This window comes from Neobacillus sedimentimangrovi (genome assembly GCF_010614825.1).
Lineage (GTDB): Bacteria > Bacillota > Bacilli > Bacillales > Cytobacillaceae > Neobacillus > Neobacillus thermocopriae.
Genome location: NZ_JAAFZF010000041.1, coordinates 1 through 20,655 on the forward strand (window position 1 = coordinate 1; position 20,655 = coordinate 20,655).

A 20,655-nucleotide genomic window follows, 5' to 3' on the forward strand; every position below is an offset into this window, starting at 1 on the left:
CGGCAGTAAGGACTTTGTCTTGTTATGCAGACTCATCCAGTGGTACCTAGCCTTATATGAAGTTCGTGTTCCTCAGACCGGAGGTTTGCCGCCCGCTTCCTTCAGATTCCATGTCACCACGGACACCTTTGCGCTAAGCTAACCTGTAAATGTCAAAATAAGAATGCACAATTTTGATTGTATAGTGATGTACAAAAATGATTTTATGGATAATTATGTTATTAAGTGGTGGATAGTAATAACTTGACATGGAGCCTCTACGGGCATGACTTACGAGCCAAGAAGCCAGCAATATCAATAGCTGGCTCCGCCTAACAAAGCTATCATGCCCGCCTCTCCATGTAAAGTTGCCCTAAGGCAATGAGAGAAGCTATATAGCTTTAAACAATCATTTTTGTACATAGTTAAATTAGCATTTCCACTAACCATTACTACTGCCTTCATGGCTCGGGACTTTCACCCTATAGACTACACCCATGCCGGGCGCACATAAAGAAAACTCACCCAAATATGGATGAGTTTTTCACGATTGAAAATGTTTCGCATGGATCAAAATTAATCGGGAAATTATCAGTTGATTTTACGATTTTCGCGGAATCAAGAAGGAAAATGTCGTTCCTTGCCCCAATTTACTGTGAACATTTATGCTTCCATGATGGGCATCAATAATATTTTTAGCGATGGCCAGTCCAAGCCCTGTACCGGATCGTCCTCTTGTTCGCGCTTTATCAGCTTTATAAAATCTCTCAAAAATAAACGGCAAATCCTCCTCCGGTATCCCTGAACCAGAATCCTTTACTTCCATTCGTAGCCCTTTGTCTTCTAAAGTAACTTTTAATGTAACAGAACCATCTGCTGGTGTGTGTCTAATCGCATTATCGATTAAATTGGTAAGCACCTGTTCAATTCGGTCTGGATCCATCCAGAAAGCTGGCAAGTCATTTTCCATTTCAGTACGGAGTTGGATGCCATTATCTTTTGCTAGACCCTGAAATTTGTGAATAATTCGATTAATGAAGGATGTGAGGTTTACTTCTTCAAGCTTTAATTGAATATGCCCTGCTTCCATCCGAGCCAAATCAAGAAGTTCATTTACCAGTCTTCCCATTCTCAATGATTCATCATAAATAACCTTAGCCATTTCTTTCTTTTCTTCCTGTGATTCTGCAATATCATCCACAATTGCCTCACTATATCCTTGTAACATTGAAATAGGAGTCCTTAATTCGTGTGACACATTAGCAATGAAATCTTTCCTCATTTTTTCCAATCGTCTTTCTTCTGTCATATCCCTTAAGACAGCAACAGCACCGCGGATAAATTTGTTACTATAGAGCGGGCTGACGAGAATAACCCAATGGCGGCCTTGAAGAGAGATTTCACCTGCCTGTTCCTTCTCTGTATCCACTGCTTTCTGGAATAACTCCATTACTTGAGATGGAAGTCCTTCCAGATTTGAATCAATATCTCCCTTTTCATAATACCAATATTGAAGAAACCGATCAGCAGGTGGATTGGTAACTAGAATAGTTCCATCCCTATTAAAGGTAATCACTCCGTCAGCCATACTGCTTAAAATACTGGAAAGCTGTTCCTTTTCCTGACTAAGTGCATTCATATTAAATTTTAACTGCCTTCCCATTTGATTAAAGGCTGTCGCTAGCTCCCCAATTTCATCATGTGTAAGAATAGGTACCTTCGTATCAAATTTTCCTCTCGCCACCTCAAATGCAGCCTCACGCATTTTTCTTAAAGGAGCTGTAATTCTTGTTGATAAAAAGAAAGCAAAAATAGTTGTTAATATAATAGCGACTCCTGCCACAAGCAGAATAAATTTGGTCGTCTCCCTTGATGTTTCCTGCATGACCTCCAATGATTGATAAATAAAAACAGCGCCACTCTCGTTTCCAGGGAGATCCATCGGGACTCCTATAATCGAATAATTGGAACCATGCTCTTTATTTTTTGATGAAAGATTTGAAATTTTTTCAACAGCAATATTTTCACTAAATACTTTTGACAATTCCGGGTCACTTTGAATATATTCTATTGATAATTTCTGCTTATTTTCGGTGTTTGGAGAGTAATACACTTCATTGTTATTTTTTACAACCACCACTTTAGTGACATCATCGATAATTTCCCAAGCAATTTCTAATGCCACTGGTAACTCTTCATTTGTATGATTTTCAAAAACTCCAGCTATTATTTCGGCCGTTCTCGTTAATTCCTTCCTCGTTTCTACGAGATTGTGATTTTGAAAAAACTCCAGAAGCATGACTGTTAATATAAAGAGTACAAATGATACTAATAAAATAATTGTAATCCAAAGTTTACCTACAACACTTCGCAAAAAGGTCATTCATTATTTACCTCGAATTTGTATCCTATACCCCAAACAGTTACAATCATTCTTGCTGCTTGTTCGGATACTTTATTTAATTTTTCCCGAAGACGTTTGACATGTGTATCAACTGTCCGAAGATCACCAAAAAATTCATAATGCCATACTTCTTTCAACAATTGTTCCCGATCAAAGACCTTATCAGGCGCCTTGGCTAGAAAATATAATAATTCATATTCTTTAGGAGTCAAGTTTACTTCTTTTCCATCCGCAGTCACCCTATGTGCATCATTATCAATTGTTAAATGTGGGAATACAAGGATATCCTTTGTTGGTGTTTCCTTTTGTATGAAGATAGGGTGTGCTGATCTCCTAAGCAAGGCTTTCACACGTAATACTACTTCACGAGGGCTAAACGGCTTTACAATATAATCATCAGTTCCAACCTCAAATCCTTGTACCCGGTTAACCTCTTCACCTTTTGCAGTTAACATAATAACTGGAGTTGTTTTTCTCTCCCTTAATTCACGGCATACCTCAATCCCATCTTTGCCAGGCATCATTAAATCTAGCAAAATGACATCATAATCATTAGTTAATGCCTTTAAAAGAGCCTCATTTCCATCTGCTGCTTCGTCAATAGTATAATCTTCCCGTTCTAAATACATTTTTAATAAACGTCGAATCCGTTCTTCATCATCGACTACTAAAATTTTTACGTCTTTTGCCATTCACAATCCCCCCATGGTGTTTATTTTACAAAATACCCTTTCATTTTGCTATAAGTTCCAAGTTAAATAATGCCTTAAAAAGTGGCAAAAATTTGACAAAATCATCGCTCTTCATTTGATAAAAAGCCCTCACTTTTTCAAAGTGAAGGCTTATATTTGTTCCAAACTACACTTCTTATGAACCAGCATAGGAGTGGAGACCGGCGATTACAAGGTTTACTGCGACTAAATTGAACATAATGATAACAAATCCAATAACAGCGAGCCATGCAGATTTTTCACCATGCCATCCTCTAGATAAACGCAGATGCATAAAAGCAGCATAAAATAACCATGTAATTAACGCCCATACCTCTTTTGGATCCCAACCCCAGAACCTAGACCAAGCTATTTGTGCCCAAATCATTGCAAATATTAAGGCTCCAAGGGTAAACACTGGAAATCCAATTAATACGGATCGATAACTGATCTCATCTACGAGATCCAACTTTATATTTTTCACAAATGGCTGTAGTGCTGCTGAAATTCGCTTTCTAATCACAAGCCTAATGAGACCATAAAGAACGAGACCACCTAGAAAAGACCAAATAACCGTATTTAATTTTTTTGCATTAATGTAAGCTGGCATTTCAACTAGAGGATTAAATCCATCCTTTGTCAATAATTCTCCTTCATTTGGACCTGTGATGGCAGGCATTGTATATTCCATGACTGCTTCTTGACCATGTTTATCAACCCAAGTAAATTTCTCTTCATACCCTGCGATAGAAAATATTGTCGTAACTACGACAAAACCAAGTACGGTAACTAATGAAAACATAACAGTTTCCAGCCAAAATGTCTGTTTGTTCGATTTCGTCTGGTCAATCGCCTTGACTAGATAAATAAGACCTGCCGCGAAGCTAATGGCTAAAATAGCTTCACCAATTGCTGCGGTCGTTACATGAATATTAAGCCAATAACTTTGTAATGCAGGAATCAAAGGTGTAATTTCCCTAGGAAACATACTTGCGTAGGCAATGACTAAGATAGCAACTGGCATGGTAAATAATCCAAGTAAAGTAGACCGGTATATAAAATAAATAACTATAAAAGCTCCAACAAGCGCCATACCAAAGAATGTTGTAAATTCAAACATATTACTAACTGGTGCATGTCCAGCAGCAATCCATCTAGTTATAAAATAACCTAATTGAGAGATAAAACCCATTATTGTTAAACATACTGCGATTTTCCCCCAACTATTTGTCCCATTCTTCTTATTAATCTCTTTTTTAGCTTTAATCGAACCACCAAAAAATAAGGTCGCTATTAAATATAGTATGAATGCTATAAACAGCAGATTACCACTGATTTCTACCAACTAAGCTTCCTCCTTCTCCTCATGTTCCCCTTGAAGTTGATCTATTGGGAACGTTAACTTCGTATCAGCAAGGACAAATTCTAATTCCCGTTTCAAGCCATACCAGTTTTTGTTCGTATGGGCTGCGAGCCAAATCTGACCGTTTTTCCTTTGTACCCAAATCCGACGATGATTCCAATAAGAACCTTGAATAACACCAATCATAAAAATAATTCCACCAAGTATAATAACCCATAATGTTGAGTCTTTACTAACGGTAAATCCAGAAACCTCTTGTGTATCAATTCCTTTAAATGCCATTTTATAGGTGTTTTCACCTGGAGGCTCAATGGTTTGTTGAATCGCAACAAAACTTGTCTCACCTTCCGGCTTTTCAGGTGAAATCATACGAAAAACAAATGCAGGGTTATTGGGAACTCTTGATTTCGTGATCGGCTCTCCATTTTCATCAAACTCAAAATCAGGGAAATAGTTAATAATCTTTACTGAATAACCATTACCAAGATTATACTCCTTTTTTGGATTTTTAAGGTCAATGCTTATATCTCCAAAAGATTGTGATGAGTCCTTTTTTACTAAAGAGAATGTCATGGTAATAAGCTCACTTCTATAAGAGGATTGGTAAATAGAATAGCCTTCAAATTTCAATGGTAAATTGACTTTTACTTTATACTCCTTAATTTTTTGAAGCTCAGGTTTCTCCCCTGGTAAACTCTCGCCTTTCTCCTTATATAGAACAACGTTGGATTGATAATTTTTTACAACCTTACCAGCACGGTCAATGGCTTGTTCAAAGGTACGATCTTTTTCCTTATCATAATGCTCCAATATAAATTCGTTATTTTTCAAATAGTATTTCCCATCCGTTTCAGGAATTAAGGCGGTTTCTCCTTCTTTCACCCATAAATTTTCATATACATACATTCCCGGTATGAAACGAAGCATTCCGCCAATAAGAAAAATGATTAATCCGACATGGTTTACATAGGGACCCCAGCGAGAAAAGCGCCCTTTTTCTGCTAATAGATCACCATTCTCTTCCCGAATATGATAACGTTTTAGTTTTAAATGATCTTTAATTTTCTCAATATCATGTTCTGAAATATTTGAACTGGCACTAAAAAGACGCTGACGTTTCAAAAAAACTTCATTTCTCGTAACGCTTTGCGCTTTTAATGCCTTATAAAGAGGAACAACCCTATCAAGACTGCATATAACGAGGGAAATTCCAATCATAGCAATTAGTAATAAATACCACCAAGAACTATACAAATCATGGAATCCTAACTGATAATATAGTTTCCCAACCCATCCATGTTCTTGCTCATAGTAAACTTCTGGCGGCAAGTTAATATACATTTCCTGTGGAAAAATTGTTCCTATTATAGAAGCGATTAATGTAATGACAATCAGCCAAACGCCAACCTTTACAGATGAAAAAAAGTTCCAAATTTTATCAATAACTGTTTTATTATACGTTTGTGACCTGCGAGCACTACCTTCATAACGCATATCCAATAATTTACTTTTATTGGCCTCTTGTTCATCCAGCACCTTTCCGCAAGCTTCACATAATACGGTGCCATGTGGATTGACATGACCACATTCGCATTTTACATCTTTCATCATAAAAACTCCCTATTTCACCTAAGGTTTAATACTCTCCATAAATTCCCTTACTTTATCTTCAGTAAGTTCCCCAGTATGATATTTCACAACTTTTCCATTTTTATCAATCAAAAATGTTGCCGGTAGTACATCGACACCATACGCAGTCATAACTTCTTTATCTTTATCAATCATAATAGGAAAATCGAGTTTATACTGCTCCGCAAATTGATTAACTACCAGTTCAGATTCTTGAATATCAACAGATAACACTTGAACACCTTGGTCTTTAAATTGGTTATATTGATTATTGATATATGGCATTTCTTTTTTGCAAGGAGGGCACCAAGTTCCCCAAAAGTTTAAAAATACTCCTTGTCCGCGGTAATCAGACAATTGATGTTTATTGCCATCCATATCTACTAATACAAAGTCCGGTGCCTGATCCCCAACATCTACCTTTAGTCTTGAATCTTTTGTAAAGTTTGCATATAACGTATATACAACGGCAGCACCAAGAACAAGTAATATGATTGTTCTTGTAACCAAACGCCGTTTTTTCATATGTAACCCCCCTATGAAACTGGAACACAGATAGTCTAAATTATATCATTTAACTTTTTTGTATTAACATGAAACAACTTCCGTAATTGTGACGTTTTTATGAATTTTTTTGGGATGAATTTAATGCAGCTGCCCTTAATTGTTTTACTTCATGGGGTGTAAGCTCTCTTGCTTCACCGGCCTTTAATCCGTTCATTGTTAAAAAACCATATCGTTCGCGCTTTAACTTTATGACTTCATGGCCAATTGCTTCAAACATTCTTCTTACTTGACGATTCCGTCCTTCATGTATTGTGATTTCAATAATAGCGGTTTGTTTTTTCCTATCGGCTGACAGCAATTTAACTTTAGCTGGGGCTGTTTTTCCATCATCAAGCCATATTCCTTTTTCCAATTTCTTAAGCTTTTCTCTCAATGGGATACCTTTTACTTTAGCTACATATACCTTTTCAATTTCATTTCTTGGATGCATAAGTAAATTGGCAAACTCGCCATCATTCGTTAACAAGAGCAGGCCAGAGGTATCATAGTCAAGTCGACCGATTGGAAAAATTCTTTCTTTTACTTCAGGAAAGAAATCGGTTACTACTTTTCTTCCTTTATCATCACTTACACTAGAAATAACACCTCTTGGTTTATATAAGAGAAAATACACTGGTTCTTCTTTCTCTATAGGAATTCCATTCACTTCTACTTTATCGGACGGAGTTACCTTTGTCCCAAGCTCGGTTACTACCTCGCCATTGACTCTCACTTTCCCTTCTTTTATCAGTTCTTCCGCTTTTCTTCGGGAAGCAATACCCGCGCGGGCAATAACTTTTTGTAATCTTTCCATTCATTCCACCTCGAAACTCTTCAAATGTTGTAAATAAACTATAAGCTATTAGAGTTTTTCCTAAAAAAATCATTTGTTTTCTTCTACCACCTGAATTATGACATAAATTCATTACTTTTCAAAGTTAAAGAAGCTTTTGGAACAATGCAAAAAAAAACAGGCTCTCAAAAATAGAACCTGGTTCACTCGATATTCCAACTATTTTGTTCCAAAAACCAATGCAACAACCAAGATGGCCACAATAATTCCGACAACATCTGCTAATAGTCCTACCTTTAATGCATCTCCCATTTTTTTAATTCCAACTGCACCAAAATATACTGTTAAGACATAAAAGGTAGTATCCGTACTCCCTTGGAGAACAGAAGCTAGCCTTCCGATGAAAGAGTCAGGACCATATACTGCAATCAAGTCACTTGTCATACCAAGTGCTGCTGTTCCTGAAATTGGCCTAATAATTAGTAGAGGGACAATTTCAGCTGGTACACCTATCATTTTCATAAAGGGGCGTATCCAATTCATTAATGCTTCTAATGCTCCAGATGCACGAAAAATAGAAATCGACACAAGCATTCCAACAAGAAATGGAATAATGGATACAGCAATTTTAATTCCTTCTCTACCACCTTCTACAAAGCTTTCGTAAGTTGGTACTTGCTTTATCGTACCATATATCAAAATAAAACCTATTAATAATGGTATAAATGTTAATGATAAACCCGCAATAAATTCCATTCATCCTCATCCTTTTCGGCTTTTGCGATAATAAAAATAACGGTCAATTAATACTGCCCCTATTGCCGAAAGGATAGTTGCAATGATGGTTGGAACGACAATTTCGGTAGGGCTTGTAGAATGATGGGTCATTCTGATCGAGATCACTGTGGTCGGGAGAATAGTAATACTGGCTGTGTTAATCGCTAAAAAGGTAACCATGGACCTTGAAGCTTCATTTTTTCCTCCATTTAATTTTTTCAATTCCTCCATTGCCTTAATGCCTAGTGGCGTCGCCGCATTTCCTAGGCCAAACATATTTGAAATCATATTGGACAACATATATCCCATAGCTGGATGATTGTTCGGTACTTCAGGGAACAATCTTGATACGAGTGGACGAAAAACTTTTGCTAGTTTTTCTAGAAGCCCAGATTCTTCAGCAATTCTCATCATTCCTAGCCAAAATACTAGAACACTAATCAATCCAATACAAAGTGTGACAGCTTCTTTCGCTCCTTCGAAAACTGCCTTATTTACTTCCTCCATGGTCCCATTGAAAAGAGCAAAAACAATGCCAACAACTGTCATAAAAACCCATATATAGTTAACCATTTGCATTCACACCAACTATAGAAAAAAATATATTTTTCATATTTTCAAAGAAACCTTTTTTCTTTTGCGTATTATTGTAATAATAAATTGGGGTTTCCTTTATGGCTTTACCATCCAAATATACAATAGCCTTTCCGACTTTTTGTTCTACCTTCCCTGAATCCTCTGATCTTTTATCCAATTTTTTCAGTTTGTATTTAATAGAGAATAAATCCATTTCTTCCTTTGTAGCAGGATAAATTATCGATTTCTTTAATATCAGGTGATTTTTATAATATTTATTTTTGCCTAGGTCAATTTTTCCTTCTGATAGAACTTCTACCATATCGAAGTTTTTAAACCCATATTCATACATAGCAATATGATCATTCCAGTCATCCGATGCATTTAATGTGACGGCAATTAGGCTCATATCTCCTTTTCCCGCCGTAGAAACTAGTGTCCTTTTTGCTCGTTTTGTAAAACCCGTTTTTCCCCCTGTTGCATATTTATATTTGGAAAGCAAACGGTTTTTGTTTTTCCAAACACGATCCCATTCTTCATCTGGATTCGGAGCGCGATGTACTTTTGTGCCGCTAATTTTTTGATATGTTTTATTTTGCATGGCATAACGAGTGAGAATGGCCATATCATATGCGGTTGAGTAATGATCCTCATGATCATCCAGTCCATGTGGATTGGCAAAATGGGTATTATGCATGCCAATTTCCTGCGCTTTCTGATTCATTAAATAAACAAAACCATCTATGCTCCCCCCAACATATTCGGCAATAGCTACAGCAGCATCATTACCTGACCTAAGCATCAAGCCATACACTAAATCCTCTAGTTTAATTTTCTCACCCGGTTTAAGATAAACAGAGGATCCTTCCGTACGGACAGCATTTTCGCTAACTGTAACATATTGTTGCATTTTCCCAGATTCTATAGCTAGAATAGCGGTCATGATTTTCGTAATACTAGCTATTCTTCTTTTGGTATGTGCATCTTTCTCGAAGAGGACACGACCAGATACTTGTTCCATAAGGATAGCACTCACGGCACTAACCGAAACGGAGGCCTCCGCTCTTTTAGGAATGTTTGCAACCAATAATGTGACCATGAGGGCAAGAATAACCCATTTCCTGTTTTTTTTCATAGATATACCTCGTCCCCCTCTTAATTTAATAAAAGTTTATGCAGGACAAGTTATCATATGACAAAAAAACAGCAATCCTTAATGGATTGCGTGTTTACGAAACCTTATAATAGGGTTAAATCTCTTGCCCTTTCAAATCTTCTTTCTACATCATCCCAATTAACAATATTCCACCAATTCTCTACATAATCAGCTCGATTATTTTTATATTGAAGATAATAGGCGTGTTCCCATACATCGAGCACGAGAAGGGGAAGGGTATCCCATTGTGTCAGCAGCATATGTCGTTCTGATTGAAGAATCTCTAAATGCTTTGCTCTAGGAGACCATACCAAAATCGACCAACCCACTCCTTCCACTTGTTTTGCCGCCTCAGAAAAGTGTTTTTTAAAAGTTTGAAAACTTCCAAAATAGCGGTTTATTTCATCCCTCAACATCCCTTTTGGGGCCCCTCCACCATTTGGACTCATATTATTCCAAAAAATTGAATGAAGATAGTGGCCAGATCCATGAAAGGCAAGCTCTCTTGACCAATGCTTAACCAATGAGTAATCATTTCTTTCTCTTGCTTGCTTTAAATTTAACTCTGCTTTGTTTAACCCTTCTACATAGGAGCGATGATGTTTATCATGGTGCAGTCTCATAATTTCTGCCGATATATACGGTTCTAATGCATCATATGAATATGGCAGTGCAGGAAGCTTATGGCCGCCTAGTGGTACTCGTTGATTCCCTCCTGCTTCAGCCTGCCCTTGGTACTTTCTTTGAAAATATAATTCCATTTGCTCATGTATTTGTTCTGCTTTAGCCTGCAGCCCAAGGATTTCTTCATCAGATAATTCACGGTTCGTGTTTTCAATTAACTTCGTAAATTCATTTAAGCTTTCCCATAATTCAGAGTTTTGTCCTACATTTTCTGAGGTTAGAAACTGGCGCATTTCCTGATTCCATTTAAATAGTTCATTTACATAGTCTCTAAACCGATTCATCTTATCCCTCTTTCCATTATAGGAATTTATATCCTCCTATATGGTATGAAGGAAAAAAGCAACTTTAGAACAAAAATGAAGACTGCCCATGAATTTGGACAGTCTGAAATGCCTATTTTGATTGAATCATTTTTGTACGATAATCCGTTTCATAATATTCTAGTTCTTCACGAATCCGTTGAAAATCAGCTTCTAAACTTTTTACCAACTTAGATATACTTTCAGGAACACTATGATAAAACTTTATTGAGTTTTTTCCAGTATAAGCCGATCGGCTGTCTTCATACCAGGCATCATTTTTCGGTGAGAAAAACTCTTCAATACATTGATGATAGATTTTGTATAACGTTTTCTCAGCTGCAGGTTTTTGGAAAGGTTCACTTTGTAAAATAACAGAACATGCTTCTAATCCTTCTTCACTATAAACAGCAAGCTTCCTTAAATTTGAAAAAATCATTTTAATATACGTATGTTCCTCATCATTTGAAACATTAAGTTGTGAAATGGTTGTTTCATTTAAAAAATTCTCTAGTACTGTAACTGTTTGGGTTAAAAATTCCTTCACATCATTTAATTGTGTTTGAACCAATGAATTGCCCATGTTTAATTCCCTCCAGGATTTTTGACTTATAGCTCCAACGAAACAAGACTGTTCGTTAATTTGTCTGTAGAATAAACTCTAACGGCGAACGTAAATCATAGCTGTTCTTTTGATGTAGAGATTCAAATATTTCTCTAAGTTTATCAAAATGAATATTTTGAAAATAGGAAGCAAATTCGTACTTTGAATTAATATATAATCGTTTTCTCTCTCGTAGTCCCGGATTTTTTAATAAACAAACAAGGGCAACTATATCTTTAAAATGTACTTCATATCCTGAGCCTGAAAATATAGGGTCCTGTTCAAACGGAGTAAATTCTTGGAAGATTTCATCAAAATATCTTAGATACAGAACATGAAGTGTTCTTTCTTTCCCATCATCTACAAAGGTAATCTCACTTCGGTTAAAAAAATCTTCTGATGTATTGGATTTTTGTTTCTCTAATTCATATCCCCTGCACTTTAAAACTTGCAATCCAATCCCGCTCCTTATTATATGACTATCACTTTAAGCTGTTGATGTTAGACGAAGTTGTTCAACATCTATTTTAGCATAAATTTTGCCAAATAGCCGATTTTTAGGAGTTTATCGTTTCTTGAAATTTCTCAAAAAACAAATCAGCTTCCTCTTGAATAAATTCTTCTTCCTCATTCTCCGAAAGCGCTGGAAGCTCCTCTAAACTTTTTAACCCAAAATAGTCAAGAAATTCTTTCGTTGTACCATACAAGTATGCTCTTCCTGTTCCTTCTGCACGTCCGACTTCTTTAATCAAAGCTTTTGCGATTAATGTATTAATCGGCCTTTCCGTCTTGACACCACGAATTTCTTCAATTTCCACTCGGGTTATTGGCTGCCTGTAAGCAATAATAGCTAAAGTTTCTAATGCTGCTTGTGATAATGTAGATGTCTGAGGGGATTCCACTAGTTTCTTCAGATAATTTGCATTTTCTTTCTTTGTTGCAAGCTGATATGTATCAGCTAGCTGTACAAGCATAATTCCTCTATTCTTACTTTCATATTCTTGCTTTAATTCATCTATTATTTCTCGTGCCTTAAGTTCATCAACATCCATAACTTCGACAATTTGTTTAAGAGAAAGCCCTTCATCTCCGGCCGCAAATAACAGACTTTCAAGGATGCTTGTCCAATTAATTATTTCCAATGGCATCTTCTCCTCCCTTAACTGCTACAATATAAATATCTCCAAAATTCTCTTGTTGATGGGCATCAATTTCTTTTCTCTTGATCAGTTCAAGAACAGCTAAAAAGGTTACAACAATATGATCTTTTGATGGATACGGGAATAAATCAAAAAAGTTCTTTCGGCCTTTTTGTTCTTTTAATTCATCTAATATCTCTGACATCCTTGTCTCAATTGAAATTTCTTGCCTTGTAATTTTCGTCTTCATCGGACGCTGCATTTTTTTTCTTCTCATCAGTTTTTGATAAGCAGCAAGCATATCATAGAGAGAAACGTTTAACTCTGTTCGGGTGGAGTTTATGTCCTTAGCAAAACCCGAAAGATCGCTAGGTGGTTTCGTATACATGAGCCCTCGCTCTTCTTCTTTTAATTTTAACTCCTGTGCTGCCTCTTTAAATTTTCGATACTCAATCAACCGTTCAACAAGCTCATCCCTTGGGTCTTCCTCAAAAGATAATTCCACCTCATCATCGTGATCGTTTTCTTCATGTTTCGGAAGAAGCATTTTACTCTTAATAGCCAAAAGGGTTGCAGCCATAACCAAATATTCACTTGCAACATCGAGTTTTAAATCCTTCATAGTCTTTATATACATTAAATATTGTTCAGTAATTTGAGCTACTGGAATATCATAAATATCTATTTCAAGACGATTAATTAAATGAAGCAGCAAATCAAGGGGACCTTCAAACGCTTCAATTTTCACCTGATATGGCATTTAAATCACCAAAATTCTATAAATATAAAAAGATTTACAAGTAAAGCGTCCTGATCATCTGTAAATGATGACCTGGATCACTACAACTGAGAATGGAAACAAGATTATCCATGGACAAATCCATATTGAATGATCGTAACGCGTTAAGTAAGGCGTCACTTCGCCAAGGGCGCTTACTCTTGACCATTCTTAAATTCCAACATAATAAATTTTCTTTCTTATCAAAAACGACTATTACTAGTATAGTGGATTCATTTATGTTGTCCAATAAAAAAGTAAGAAGATATAGTGATATAAGATGCAATACTATCACTTTTTGATGTACTGTTATGATAAAATGAAATTTATCACGAATGTCAGGAGGGATTGTTTGTACCCTGAAGAATATATCCAATTTTTAACCCACTTTCATGGTGATCGAGATTATTTTGAATGCCATGAAATACTTGAAGATTATTGGAAAAAGATAGAACCTAGAAACAAACAATCGATTTGGGTTGGTTTGATATTATTGGCTGTTTCCCAATATCATCACCGTCGTGGTAATTTTAGCGGAGCACAAAAAACGATCGAAAAGGCTATAAATATTTTTCAGCACCAAGGTCACTTAGTAAGTAAGTTAGGATTGAATGAAAAAGCTCTTATTGACATCTTAAAGAATCGTTTACAGTCTATCGAAAAAGGAAGAAAATACATTAGCTTTGACTTACCTATCATTGACCCTCATTTAATGAACTTATGTGAAATCGCTTGTGCACGGAACGGATTTGTGTGGGGAAAGGAAAGTGATCTCAATAATATCCATCTCATTCACCGCCATCAATTACGTGACCGAACCAATGTCATAAAAGAAAGAAACAGGGCCATAAAAGCAAAAAGAGACAGCGAAAACAATTAACCCGCTGTCTTTTTTAGCAAATATCACATTTTTCAACAAATGGGGCAGTATCATTATTAGCAATAATTTCTTTATCTGGATACATATCTTTTAATGCCTTTACCATTCTTTTTCCTACCCCTTGAGAACGATGGGATGGATTTACGGATATATGTTGTATTTCTAAGGAATTTGATTCCTGATGAAAGAGAACACCAAGCAAACCTATAATATCATCTTCTTTCCATAGAAAAAGCTGTCTATTCTCTTCTGTTTCGTATTCTTTCATTGTTTGCTGGAGTTTCTTTAAATCCTTTTCATTAGGCATAAAAGACATTAATCCCATTGCAATTTTTTCAAATGTTTTCTTATAACGAATTAACATTTTAATCCCTCATTATATGAAATGAACCGAAGTTTACTCTTCGAAATGAATTTATTAATCTGATGAAAAAACATTTATTTATCATATGTTAAGTAAAAATAAATGTTTCAATATTCTTCATCATACATAAATAATTGAAAATCATCAATGAAAATATTATGATTGGTTAGGCCCAATAAAAATCCAGTAAATAATCCCCCATAATACTGCACATCCGATTAATATGCCAAACAGTACCCAGTTATTTTTCTTCATGAAAAAATTCCCCCGCTAGCGAATTTATCATAAGCAACATTCTACACTAAATGACAAAAATAATCCATGTAATCCAATAGCTATTTTATAAAATCCATTTTTCTATGAAACTTCTAGATGTTTTTTCACGTTAATATTAATGAAATCGGTTATATTAATGAAGAGAAATTCTTTTCACTAAGTGGATGATACGAATGATTTAGGAGGTAATTATGAAAAAATTAACAATACTTTTGATGACCATTATTTTATTTGCTCTTCCTGTTCGAAGTTTTGCCGACATGGCCGAAGGAGATATGATTGTCACTTTAGGTGAGAATTTAACAGAGGAACAAAAAACAAATTTATTAAAGGAAATGGGTGCACCTCAAGATGTGCAAATTGTAACAGTAACAAACCAAGAAGAGCACCAATATCTAGGAAAATATATAGCCAAATCTTTAATTGGAACGAAAGCCATTTCATCCTCTGCCATTACAGCAGCATCTAAAGGATCAGGAATAACCGTAAAAACCAAAAATATAAATTGGGTAACAGACGAAATGTATGTCAATGCTCTCATCACTGCTGGTGTAAAAGATGCAAACATTTATATAACCGCTCCCGTAACCGTTTCTGGTACTGCTGCTCTTACAGGGATTATTAAAGCATATGAAATTTCTGCTGATGAAACAATTCCTGAAGAGGTGAAACAAGCTGCCAATCAGGAAATGGTTGAAACCGCAAAACTTGGTGACAGCATCGGAAACGAAAACGCTGCCGCATTGATGGCAAAAATCAAAGAGGAAATTGCTAAGAATAAACCGAAAAATGACGAGGAATTACGGAAAATTATTGAGCAAGAAGCAAAAGAATTAAACGTTACCCTTACGGAAGAACAAATGCAAAGGCTTATTGATTTATTTAATAAAATTAAGGGTTTAGATATTGATTGGAATCAGGTTAGCGACCAATTAAATAAAGCAAAAGACCGTATTTCGAATTTCCTAAAATCGGAAGAAGGACAAGGATTTTTAGAGAAAATAAAACAATTTTTCATTTGGCTTATCGATACAATAAAAGCTATTTTTTCATCTTAATATAATAAGCTGCCGTAACTACGGCAGCTTTTATGTTAATGGTAGATCAAGTCTTACAATGTCTTCGTATGTCTCTCTTTTTACAACAAGGGTAGCTTGACCGTTTTCAGCGAATACGACTGCTGGGCGTGGAATTCGATTGTAGTTATTCGCCATTGAGTACCCATAAGCTCCTGTACAAAATACAGCTAAAATATCATCATTTCCAGGCTCAGGCAATGGAAGGTCCCATATTAACATATCTCCTGATTCGCAACATTTTCCGGCGATCGATACTGTTTCGTTTACTGGAGCAAGCGGACGGTTTGCCAAAATAGCCTCATATTTTGCCTGATAAAGCGAAGGACGAATGTTATCACTCATGCCACCGTCAACAGCAAGGTATTTTCGTACGCCCGGAACCTCTTTGGAAGATCCTGTTTTGTACAAGGTTATTCCAGCATCTCCTACAAGTGACCGACCTGGTTCAATCCAAATTTCCGGCATTTTTAACGATAATTGGTTAGTCAAGCTTTTTACCTCTTTAATTATTTCACTAACATATTGGGATGGTTGAATGGGCTCGTCTTCTTTTGTATATCGAATGCCAAATCCGCCACCCAAATTAAGAACCTTTGCTTCAAAGGAGAACTGATCTCTCCATTCAGCTAATTTGCTAACAATTTTTTGGGCAGCTAGTAAAAATCCAGTCGTTTCAAAAATTTGCGACCCAATATGACAATGAAGCCCTAGAACATTAAACTGGTTCTCTTTAAGGACTATTTTCAGTGCCTTTTCTGCTTGCCCATTTTGTAGATCAAAGCCAAATTTAGAATCTTCCTGGCCAGTTAATATATAATCATGTGTATGGGCTTCAATACCTGGTGTCACTCTTAGCAATATATTTACCTTTGCATTCTTCTCTTGACAAATTGTTTTTAAAAGTTCGATTTCAAAGAAATTATCTACTACAATACAGCCAATTTGGTGATCAATAGCCATTTCTAATTCTTCTCTACTTTTATTATTACCATGGAAATGTATTTTCGCAGGATTAAATCCTGCAGCTATTGCTGTATACAATTCACCGCCTGAAACAACATCAAGAGATAGCCCCTCTTCTTCTGCCAATTGTACCATTGCCACAGTTGAGAACGCTTTACTGGCATAGGCAACTTGAGCCTTAACATTTTGCTCTTCAAACGCCTTTTTAAAGCCTCGCGCTCTTTCTCTAATTAAAGCTACATCATAAACATATAGTGGTGTACCAAATTCTTTAGCTAATTGAACAGTATCCACTCCGCCAATTTCCAAATGTCCTTGATTATTAATTCCTGTTGTACCGTAAAAATACATACCCGATTCCCTCTCTCCGTTACGACTCACTACAGTCTATGTAGACAATCCTAAAAGATAATAAATAAATAGACAGAATCCGCGAAAGATGCTGCCTATTTATTTCATAATCCTTCATTTAATTAAACATACTTTAGCACAACTCAGAAAAATCTGCAATTATCTATTTTCTATTGATTATTTGGCGCCTGACGATAACGGTCCCTAGGGTGAACAATGCTTGGTCTTAAAATTGACCCTGGAACAGCTCTACGGAATAAAATCTGCATAAATCCTTTTGGTTCAAATGGGAGGAATGGCCATAAATACGGTGTGTTAAGGGCACGCATATTGATAAGAAAGATAAACAAAAGGGTGCAACCTATCACAAATCCGGGGCCATGAAACGCTGCAGTCAAAATCATGATAAGCATTTTAGCAATTTTGTTTGCTACACTTAACTCATAGCTTGGGGTCGTAAATGTTCCAATCCCAGCTACTGCTACATAGAGAATGACCTCTGGAACAAACAAACCAACATCGATGGCAATTTGTCCAATTAATACTGCTGCAATTAAACCCATAGCTGCTGTAAGCGGAGTAGGTGTATGAATCGCTGCAAGACGCAAAAACTCCAAGCCAAAATCTGCGATAAACAATTGCACGATAATTGGAATATTTGTTTTGTCATTAGGGCCGATAAACTTAAACTGTTCTGGTAGCAAGGACGGTTCCAAAACCATTAACAGCCAAAAGGGCAGCAAAAAAATGGAGACAAACACACCTAAAAAACGAGTCCAACGAACAAAAGTGCCCATGGCAGGAGATTCCCGAAACTCCTCTGCATGCTGCACATGATGGAAATAGGTTGTCGGTGTGATGATTACACTTGGGGAAGTGTCACAATATATCACAACATGACCTTCTAAAATATGCATAGCCGCGACATCGGCTCTTTCCGTATATCTTACAATAGGAAATGGATTTAAACCTTGTTTTACAACAAATTCTTCGATCGTTTTATCTGCCATCGGAATTCCATCGATATTTATCGCCTGTAATTCTTTTCTAAGGATATTTACTAATTTAGGGTCTGCGACATCCTCCAAATAACCCAATGCTACATCTGCCTTTGAACGCTTCCCAACCTTCAACATCTCAAAGCGAAGTCGCTCATCACGAATTCTCCGTCTTGTCAAAGCTGTATTAAGGATAATATTTTCAACAAATCCATCTCTTGATCCACGGACAACCTTTTCGGTATCTGGTTCTTGTGGAGCTCGGCCTGGATAACTTCTCACATCAATGGCTAGGGCTGTACTTTCCCCATCAATGACAACAACAATTAAACCTGACAAAACTTTATCAACTAATTGATCCATCTGTTGAATACGCTCAACAGATTGGTTAACTAACCTATTTTCAATGATATGAAAAAGGTTAACAGATAATTTTTCCCTGTTATTTATAGCCACTAATTCCTTAATTAATTGAATAATATACTCTGTATCACATAATCCATTTATATAATAAATATGAACATCATGTTTTAGTATCTTTAATTTCCTAACCCCTAAATCAAAACTGATCCCTAAACCTACCCGCTGCTTCATATAGTTTTCTATTTCGTTTACAGATTCAGGAATCGGCCATGTCTGTACTAGCATTTGATTCAAAAAAACCACTCCTTTCAAGAATAAGTTCTACGGCTTTTTCCGTAATAGGACAACCGAGCTCATAGGAATCCCGCCTTGCCATTTTCCCGATATCTCCTATACCAACAATGAATGGAATATTCAATTCATCTAGGCAATAAACCGTATCTCCATTTATTCTTCCTACTTCCAGATCTGCTATTCCAAATTTGTCGACTCCATATGGGGTCAATTCTCCTTCTCGATCAATACTTACATCCACTTTAGTCCATTCTTTATTTTTTGTTTTAGCTGCTACTGCAACTACTCCAAGAACTTCAATATCTTGATGTGTAGCAACATACCGTAATGCTGTTTCACCTGCTCCTTCTCCAATAATCCCACTATCATCGAACATCACTAGCACTGGGTCATGTGGTGCCTTCTTAATTAATTTCACTAACTCCGGTCCGGATAATTTAGAAGGGTTTCCTTGAGACTTCGATATACAGCGGCCACCAATTTTTCGAGCAATACTCTCTAGGGCCCTTTTTGTATATTCATCACCATCAGTCACTAATATCACTCGTCTTGGTGTGTCCATATGATAGATTTCCTTTCATTAACAAGATTTCAATTAACGATGGACAAAATATAGCCATTGGAAGATAGATCCAAATATTTTCCCTAAAACAATACCCATGATTAATATGACTATTTGTCCATCCAAATTTATACGTTTAGCTAAAATTGGAAAGACATTCAATGCTTCTGTCAATCCTGCAGCCAGCATTCCAACAAAAACCCCTCCAGTAAGTCCGAGCGGAATTAAAATAAAGCCCGGAATTCCAAGAACTGGGTCTCTCAGGCTGGCAATCACTCCAGCTAGGGCTCCAAATATAACTGCCCATTCATAGTAATGGATCATAATCATAGTTTTTGACAGTTGAGTCAATCTCGGTATAATACCTAAAACCGTGATGAAAGCGACAAATCCGCTTCCTACCATTAGTCCACTTGATAATCCAATAAAGATAACAGCCACAATTTTAATCGTCATTGACTCGTTTCATACTTTCTTTGTTTTCATGTAGAATGACATAATTATCTAAATCCATTTGATAATTAAACATTTCAACTTCAAGTGGACTAGGTTCATCATTAATTCGTTTTTTAAATACATGATTAAAAAATAAAACCATCCCCAAGCCTAATCCAATCGAATAGGAAATTTGAAAAAGCAGTGGCTTTGTATCTTTCTCGCCAGTAATAATTAAATATATTTTTTCTTGAACACTTCTCATACTGACATCATCATGAAAGTTCATGAGCGTCATAGCAGAGCCAAAAAAAAGTAAAAACCATATTAAAAGAAAAAAAGGAATAGATACTCCTTTTTTCTTTGTAACCACTTCAATAATTGTTTGTGCAGGACCAATGGTTTGAACCTCAATCCCATTGAATTTTTCTGTAATTATGCCAATTACCTTCATTACATCTACCACAACAATATTTCCGTCCGATTCTGTTAATTGGTGAATGATCAATGATTTTAATCTAGGAAGCAACGACTCAGGGGCAATTATTTGAGCTGCGTCCTTTAAATAGACTTTTTCATTTGGAGGGGATTGAACACGATTTCTCATGCGAATGTAAATTGTACCTTCCAAATCATTCACTTCCCACACA

The 20,655-nt window shown here is 36.2% G+C and carries 22 protein-coding genes; 2 read left to right on the plus strand and 20 right to left on the minus strand.

What is annotated here, in order from left to right; genetic code table 11:
* Positions 1–580 precede the first annotated feature (580 nt).
* The 14 genes from GZA11_RS12580 to GZA11_RS12645 form a co-directional block, all read right to left on the minus strand.
* Positions 581–2,362, minus strand: coding sequence for an ATP-binding protein (locus GZA11_RS12580; RefSeq protein WP_163184082.1), 1,782 nt, complete (start codon positions 2,360–2,362; stop codon positions 581–583).
* Positions 2,359–3,075 (minus strand): response regulator transcription factor, encoded by a 717-nt coding sequence (locus GZA11_RS12585; RefSeq protein WP_038535933.1) that lies wholly within the window; start codon positions 3,073–3,075, stop codon positions 2,359–2,361. The genes GZA11_RS12580 and GZA11_RS12585 overlap by 4 nt, the downstream gene beginning before the upstream one ends.
* Positions 3,076–3,250: 175 nt before the next feature.
* The gene (ccsB, locus tag GZA11_RS12590; RefSeq protein WP_163184084.1) at positions 3,251–4,438 is read right to left on the minus strand and encodes a c-type cytochrome biogenesis protein CcsB; all 1,188 of its coding nucleotides are present in this window, start codon (positions 4,436–4,438) and stop codon (positions 3,251–3,253) included.
* Complete coding sequence (locus tag GZA11_RS12595; protein ID WP_163184086.1) at positions 4,439–6,064, minus strand: cytochrome c biogenesis protein ResB; 1,626 nt, start codon at positions 6,062–6,064, stop codon at positions 4,439–4,441.
* A 21-nt stretch (positions 6,065–6,085) separates the two neighbouring features.
* Entirely contained in the window at positions 6,086–6,610 is a 525-nt protein-coding gene (resA, locus tag GZA11_RS12600) for a thiol-disulfide oxidoreductase ResA (protein ID WP_038535940.1), read from the minus strand.
* Between the two features lie 97 nt (positions 6,611–6,707).
* Positions 6,708–7,445, minus strand: a complete 738-nt coding sequence (gene rluB / locus GZA11_RS12605) for a 23S rRNA pseudouridine(2605) synthase RluB (protein ID WP_038535942.1) — start codon at positions 7,443–7,445, stop codon at positions 6,708–6,710.
* Between the two features lie 198 nt (positions 7,446–7,643).
* Positions 7,644–8,180 (minus strand): spore maturation protein, encoded by a 537-nt coding sequence (locus tag GZA11_RS12610; protein ID WP_038535944.1) that lies wholly within the window; start codon positions 8,178–8,180, stop codon positions 7,644–7,646.
* A gap of 6 nt (positions 8,181–8,186) precedes the next feature.
* Complete coding sequence (locus GZA11_RS12615) at positions 8,187–8,774, minus strand: nucleoside recognition domain-containing protein (protein WP_038535946.1); 588 nt, start codon at positions 8,772–8,774, stop codon at positions 8,187–8,189.
* Positions 8,767–9,912 (minus strand): D-alanyl-D-alanine carboxypeptidase family protein, encoded by a 1,146-nt coding sequence (locus tag GZA11_RS12620; RefSeq protein WP_163184088.1) that lies wholly within the window; start codon positions 9,910–9,912, stop codon positions 8,767–8,769. Before GZA11_RS12620 ends, GZA11_RS12615 begins: the two co-directional genes overlap by 8 nt.
* 104 nt (positions 9,913–10,016) lie before the next feature.
* Positions 10,017–10,901: a superoxide dismutase gene (locus tag GZA11_RS12625; protein WP_038535950.1), complete on the minus strand. Its 885-nt coding sequence runs from the start codon at positions 10,899–10,901 to the stop codon at positions 10,017–10,019.
* 112 nt (positions 10,902–11,013) lie between these two features.
* Positions 11,014–11,502, minus strand: coding sequence for a YpuI family protein (locus GZA11_RS12630; protein WP_038535951.1), 489 nt, complete (start codon positions 11,500–11,502; stop codon positions 11,014–11,016).
* A gap of 55 nt (positions 11,503–11,557) precedes the next feature.
* Positions 11,558–11,977, minus strand: a complete 420-nt coding sequence (locus tag GZA11_RS12635; RefSeq protein WP_038535953.1) for a hypothetical protein — start codon at positions 11,975–11,977, stop codon at positions 11,558–11,560.
* A gap of 103 nt (positions 11,978–12,080) precedes the next feature.
* Entirely contained in the window at positions 12,081–12,665 is a 585-nt protein-coding gene (scpB, locus tag GZA11_RS12640) for an SMC-Scp complex subunit ScpB (RefSeq protein ID WP_038541757.1), read from the minus strand.
* A complete protein-coding gene (locus GZA11_RS12645) occupies positions 12,652–13,422 on the minus strand; it encodes a segregation/condensation protein A (RefSeq protein WP_038535955.1) in 771 nt (256 codons plus the stop codon). The genes scpB and GZA11_RS12645 overlap by 14 nt, the downstream gene beginning before the upstream one ends.
* Positions 13,423–13,792: 370 nt before the next feature.
* On the opposite strand from GZA11_RS12645, the gene GZA11_RS12650 reads away from it, so the two are divergent.
* Positions 13,793–14,320 (plus strand): DUF309 domain-containing protein, encoded by a 528-nt coding sequence (locus tag GZA11_RS12650; protein WP_038535959.1) that lies wholly within the window; start codon positions 13,793–13,795, stop codon positions 14,318–14,320.
* A gap of 13 nt (positions 14,321–14,333) precedes the next feature.
* Here the strand turns inward: GZA11_RS12650 and GZA11_RS12655 are convergent, their stop codons facing one another.
* On the minus strand, positions 14,334–14,684 hold the full coding sequence (locus GZA11_RS12655; RefSeq protein ID WP_163184090.1) for a GNAT family N-acetyltransferase: 351 nt from the start codon (positions 14,682–14,684) through the stop codon (positions 14,334–14,336).
* Between the two features lie 464 nt (positions 14,685–15,148).
* Between GZA11_RS12655 and GZA11_RS12660 the strand changes: the two genes are divergently transcribed.
* Entirely contained in the window at positions 15,149–16,018 is an 870-nt protein-coding gene (locus tag GZA11_RS12660; protein ID WP_200878236.1) for a DUF1002 domain-containing protein, read from the plus strand.
* 30 nt (positions 16,019–16,048) lie between these two features.
* Here GZA11_RS12660 and lysA read toward each other — a convergent pair whose 3' ends face one another.
* From lysA to GZA11_RS12685, 5 genes are all read right to left on the minus strand, one after another.
* Complete coding sequence (lysA, locus tag GZA11_RS12665) at positions 16,049–17,353, minus strand: diaminopimelate decarboxylase (protein ID WP_163184092.1); 1,305 nt, start codon at positions 17,351–17,353, stop codon at positions 16,049–16,051.
* 170 nt (positions 17,354–17,523) lie between these two features.
* A complete protein-coding gene (locus tag GZA11_RS12670) occupies positions 17,524–18,999 on the minus strand; it encodes a spore germination protein (RefSeq protein WP_038541758.1) in 1,476 nt (491 codons plus the stop codon).
* Positions 18,971–19,570, minus strand: coding sequence for a stage V sporulation protein AE (locus GZA11_RS12675; RefSeq protein WP_038535966.1), 600 nt, complete (start codon positions 19,568–19,570; stop codon positions 18,971–18,973). The genes GZA11_RS12670 and GZA11_RS12675 overlap by 29 nt, the downstream gene beginning before the upstream one ends.
* Before the next feature lie 33 nt (positions 19,571–19,603).
* Positions 19,604–20,026 (minus strand): stage V sporulation protein AB, encoded by a 423-nt coding sequence (locus tag GZA11_RS12680; protein ID WP_038535968.1) that lies wholly within the window; start codon positions 20,024–20,026, stop codon positions 19,604–19,606.
* Positions 20,016–20,636 (minus strand): stage V sporulation protein AA, encoded by a 621-nt coding sequence (locus GZA11_RS12685; protein ID WP_038535970.1) that lies wholly within the window; start codon positions 20,634–20,636, stop codon positions 20,016–20,018. Before GZA11_RS12685 ends, GZA11_RS12680 begins: the two co-directional genes overlap by 11 nt.
* Positions 20,637–20,655: the final 19 nt, after the last annotated feature.

Coding starts and splice junctions, on each gene's coding strand:
- GZA11_RS12580 (WP_163184082.1), bottom strand. CDS start 2,362: ATGACCTTTTTGCGAAGTGTTGTAGGTAAACTTTGGATTACAATTATT.
- GZA11_RS12585 (WP_038535933.1), bottom strand. CDS start 3,075: ATGGCAAAAGACGTAAAAATTTTAGTAGTCGATGATGAAGAACGGATT.
- GZA11_RS12595 (WP_163184086.1), bottom strand. CDS start 6,064: ATGAAAGATGTAAAATGCGAATGTGGTCATGTCAATCCACATGGCACC.
- resA (WP_038535940.1), bottom strand. CDS start 6,610: ATGAAAAAACGGCGTTTGGTTACAAGAACAATCATATTACTTGTTCTT.
- rluB (WP_038535942.1), bottom strand. CDS start 7,445: ATGGAAAGATTACAAAAAGTTATTGCCCGCGCGGGTATTGCTTCCCGA.
- GZA11_RS12610 (WP_038535944.1), bottom strand. CDS start 8,180: ATGGAATTTATTGCGGGTTTATCATTAACATTTATACCATTATTAATA.
- GZA11_RS12615 (WP_038535946.1), bottom strand. CDS start 8,774: ATGGTTAACTATATATGGGTTTTTATGACAGTTGTTGGCATTGTTTTT.
- GZA11_RS12620 (WP_163184088.1), bottom strand. CDS start 9,912: ATGAAAAAAAACAGGAAATGGGTTATTCTTGCCCTCATGGTCACATTA.
- GZA11_RS12625 (WP_038535950.1), bottom strand. CDS start 10,901: ATGAATCGGTTTAGAGACTATGTAAATGAACTATTTAAATGGAATCAG.
- GZA11_RS12630 (WP_038535951.1), bottom strand. CDS start 11,502: ATGGGCAATTCATTGGTTCAAACACAATTAAATGATGTGAAGGAATTT.
- GZA11_RS12645 (WP_038535955.1), bottom strand. CDS start 13,422: ATGCCATATCAGGTGAAAATTGAAGCGTTTGAAGGTCCCCTTGATTTG.
- GZA11_RS12655 (WP_163184090.1), bottom strand. CDS start 14,684: ATGTTAATTCGTTATAAGAAAACATTTGAAAAAATTGCAATGGGATTA.
- lysA (WP_163184092.1), bottom strand. CDS start 17,353: ATGTATTTTTACGGTACAACAGGAATTAATAATCAAGGACATTTGGAA.
- GZA11_RS12670 (WP_038541758.1), bottom strand. CDS start 18,999: ATGCTAGTACAGACATGGCCGATTCCTGAATCTGTAAACGAAATAGAA.
- GZA11_RS12675 (WP_038535966.1), bottom strand. CDS start 19,570: ATGGACACACCAAGACGAGTGATATTAGTGACTGATGGTGATGAATAT.
- GZA11_RS12680 (WP_038535968.1), bottom strand. CDS start 20,026: ATGACGATTAAAATTGTGGCTGTTATCTTTATTGGATTATCAAGTGGA.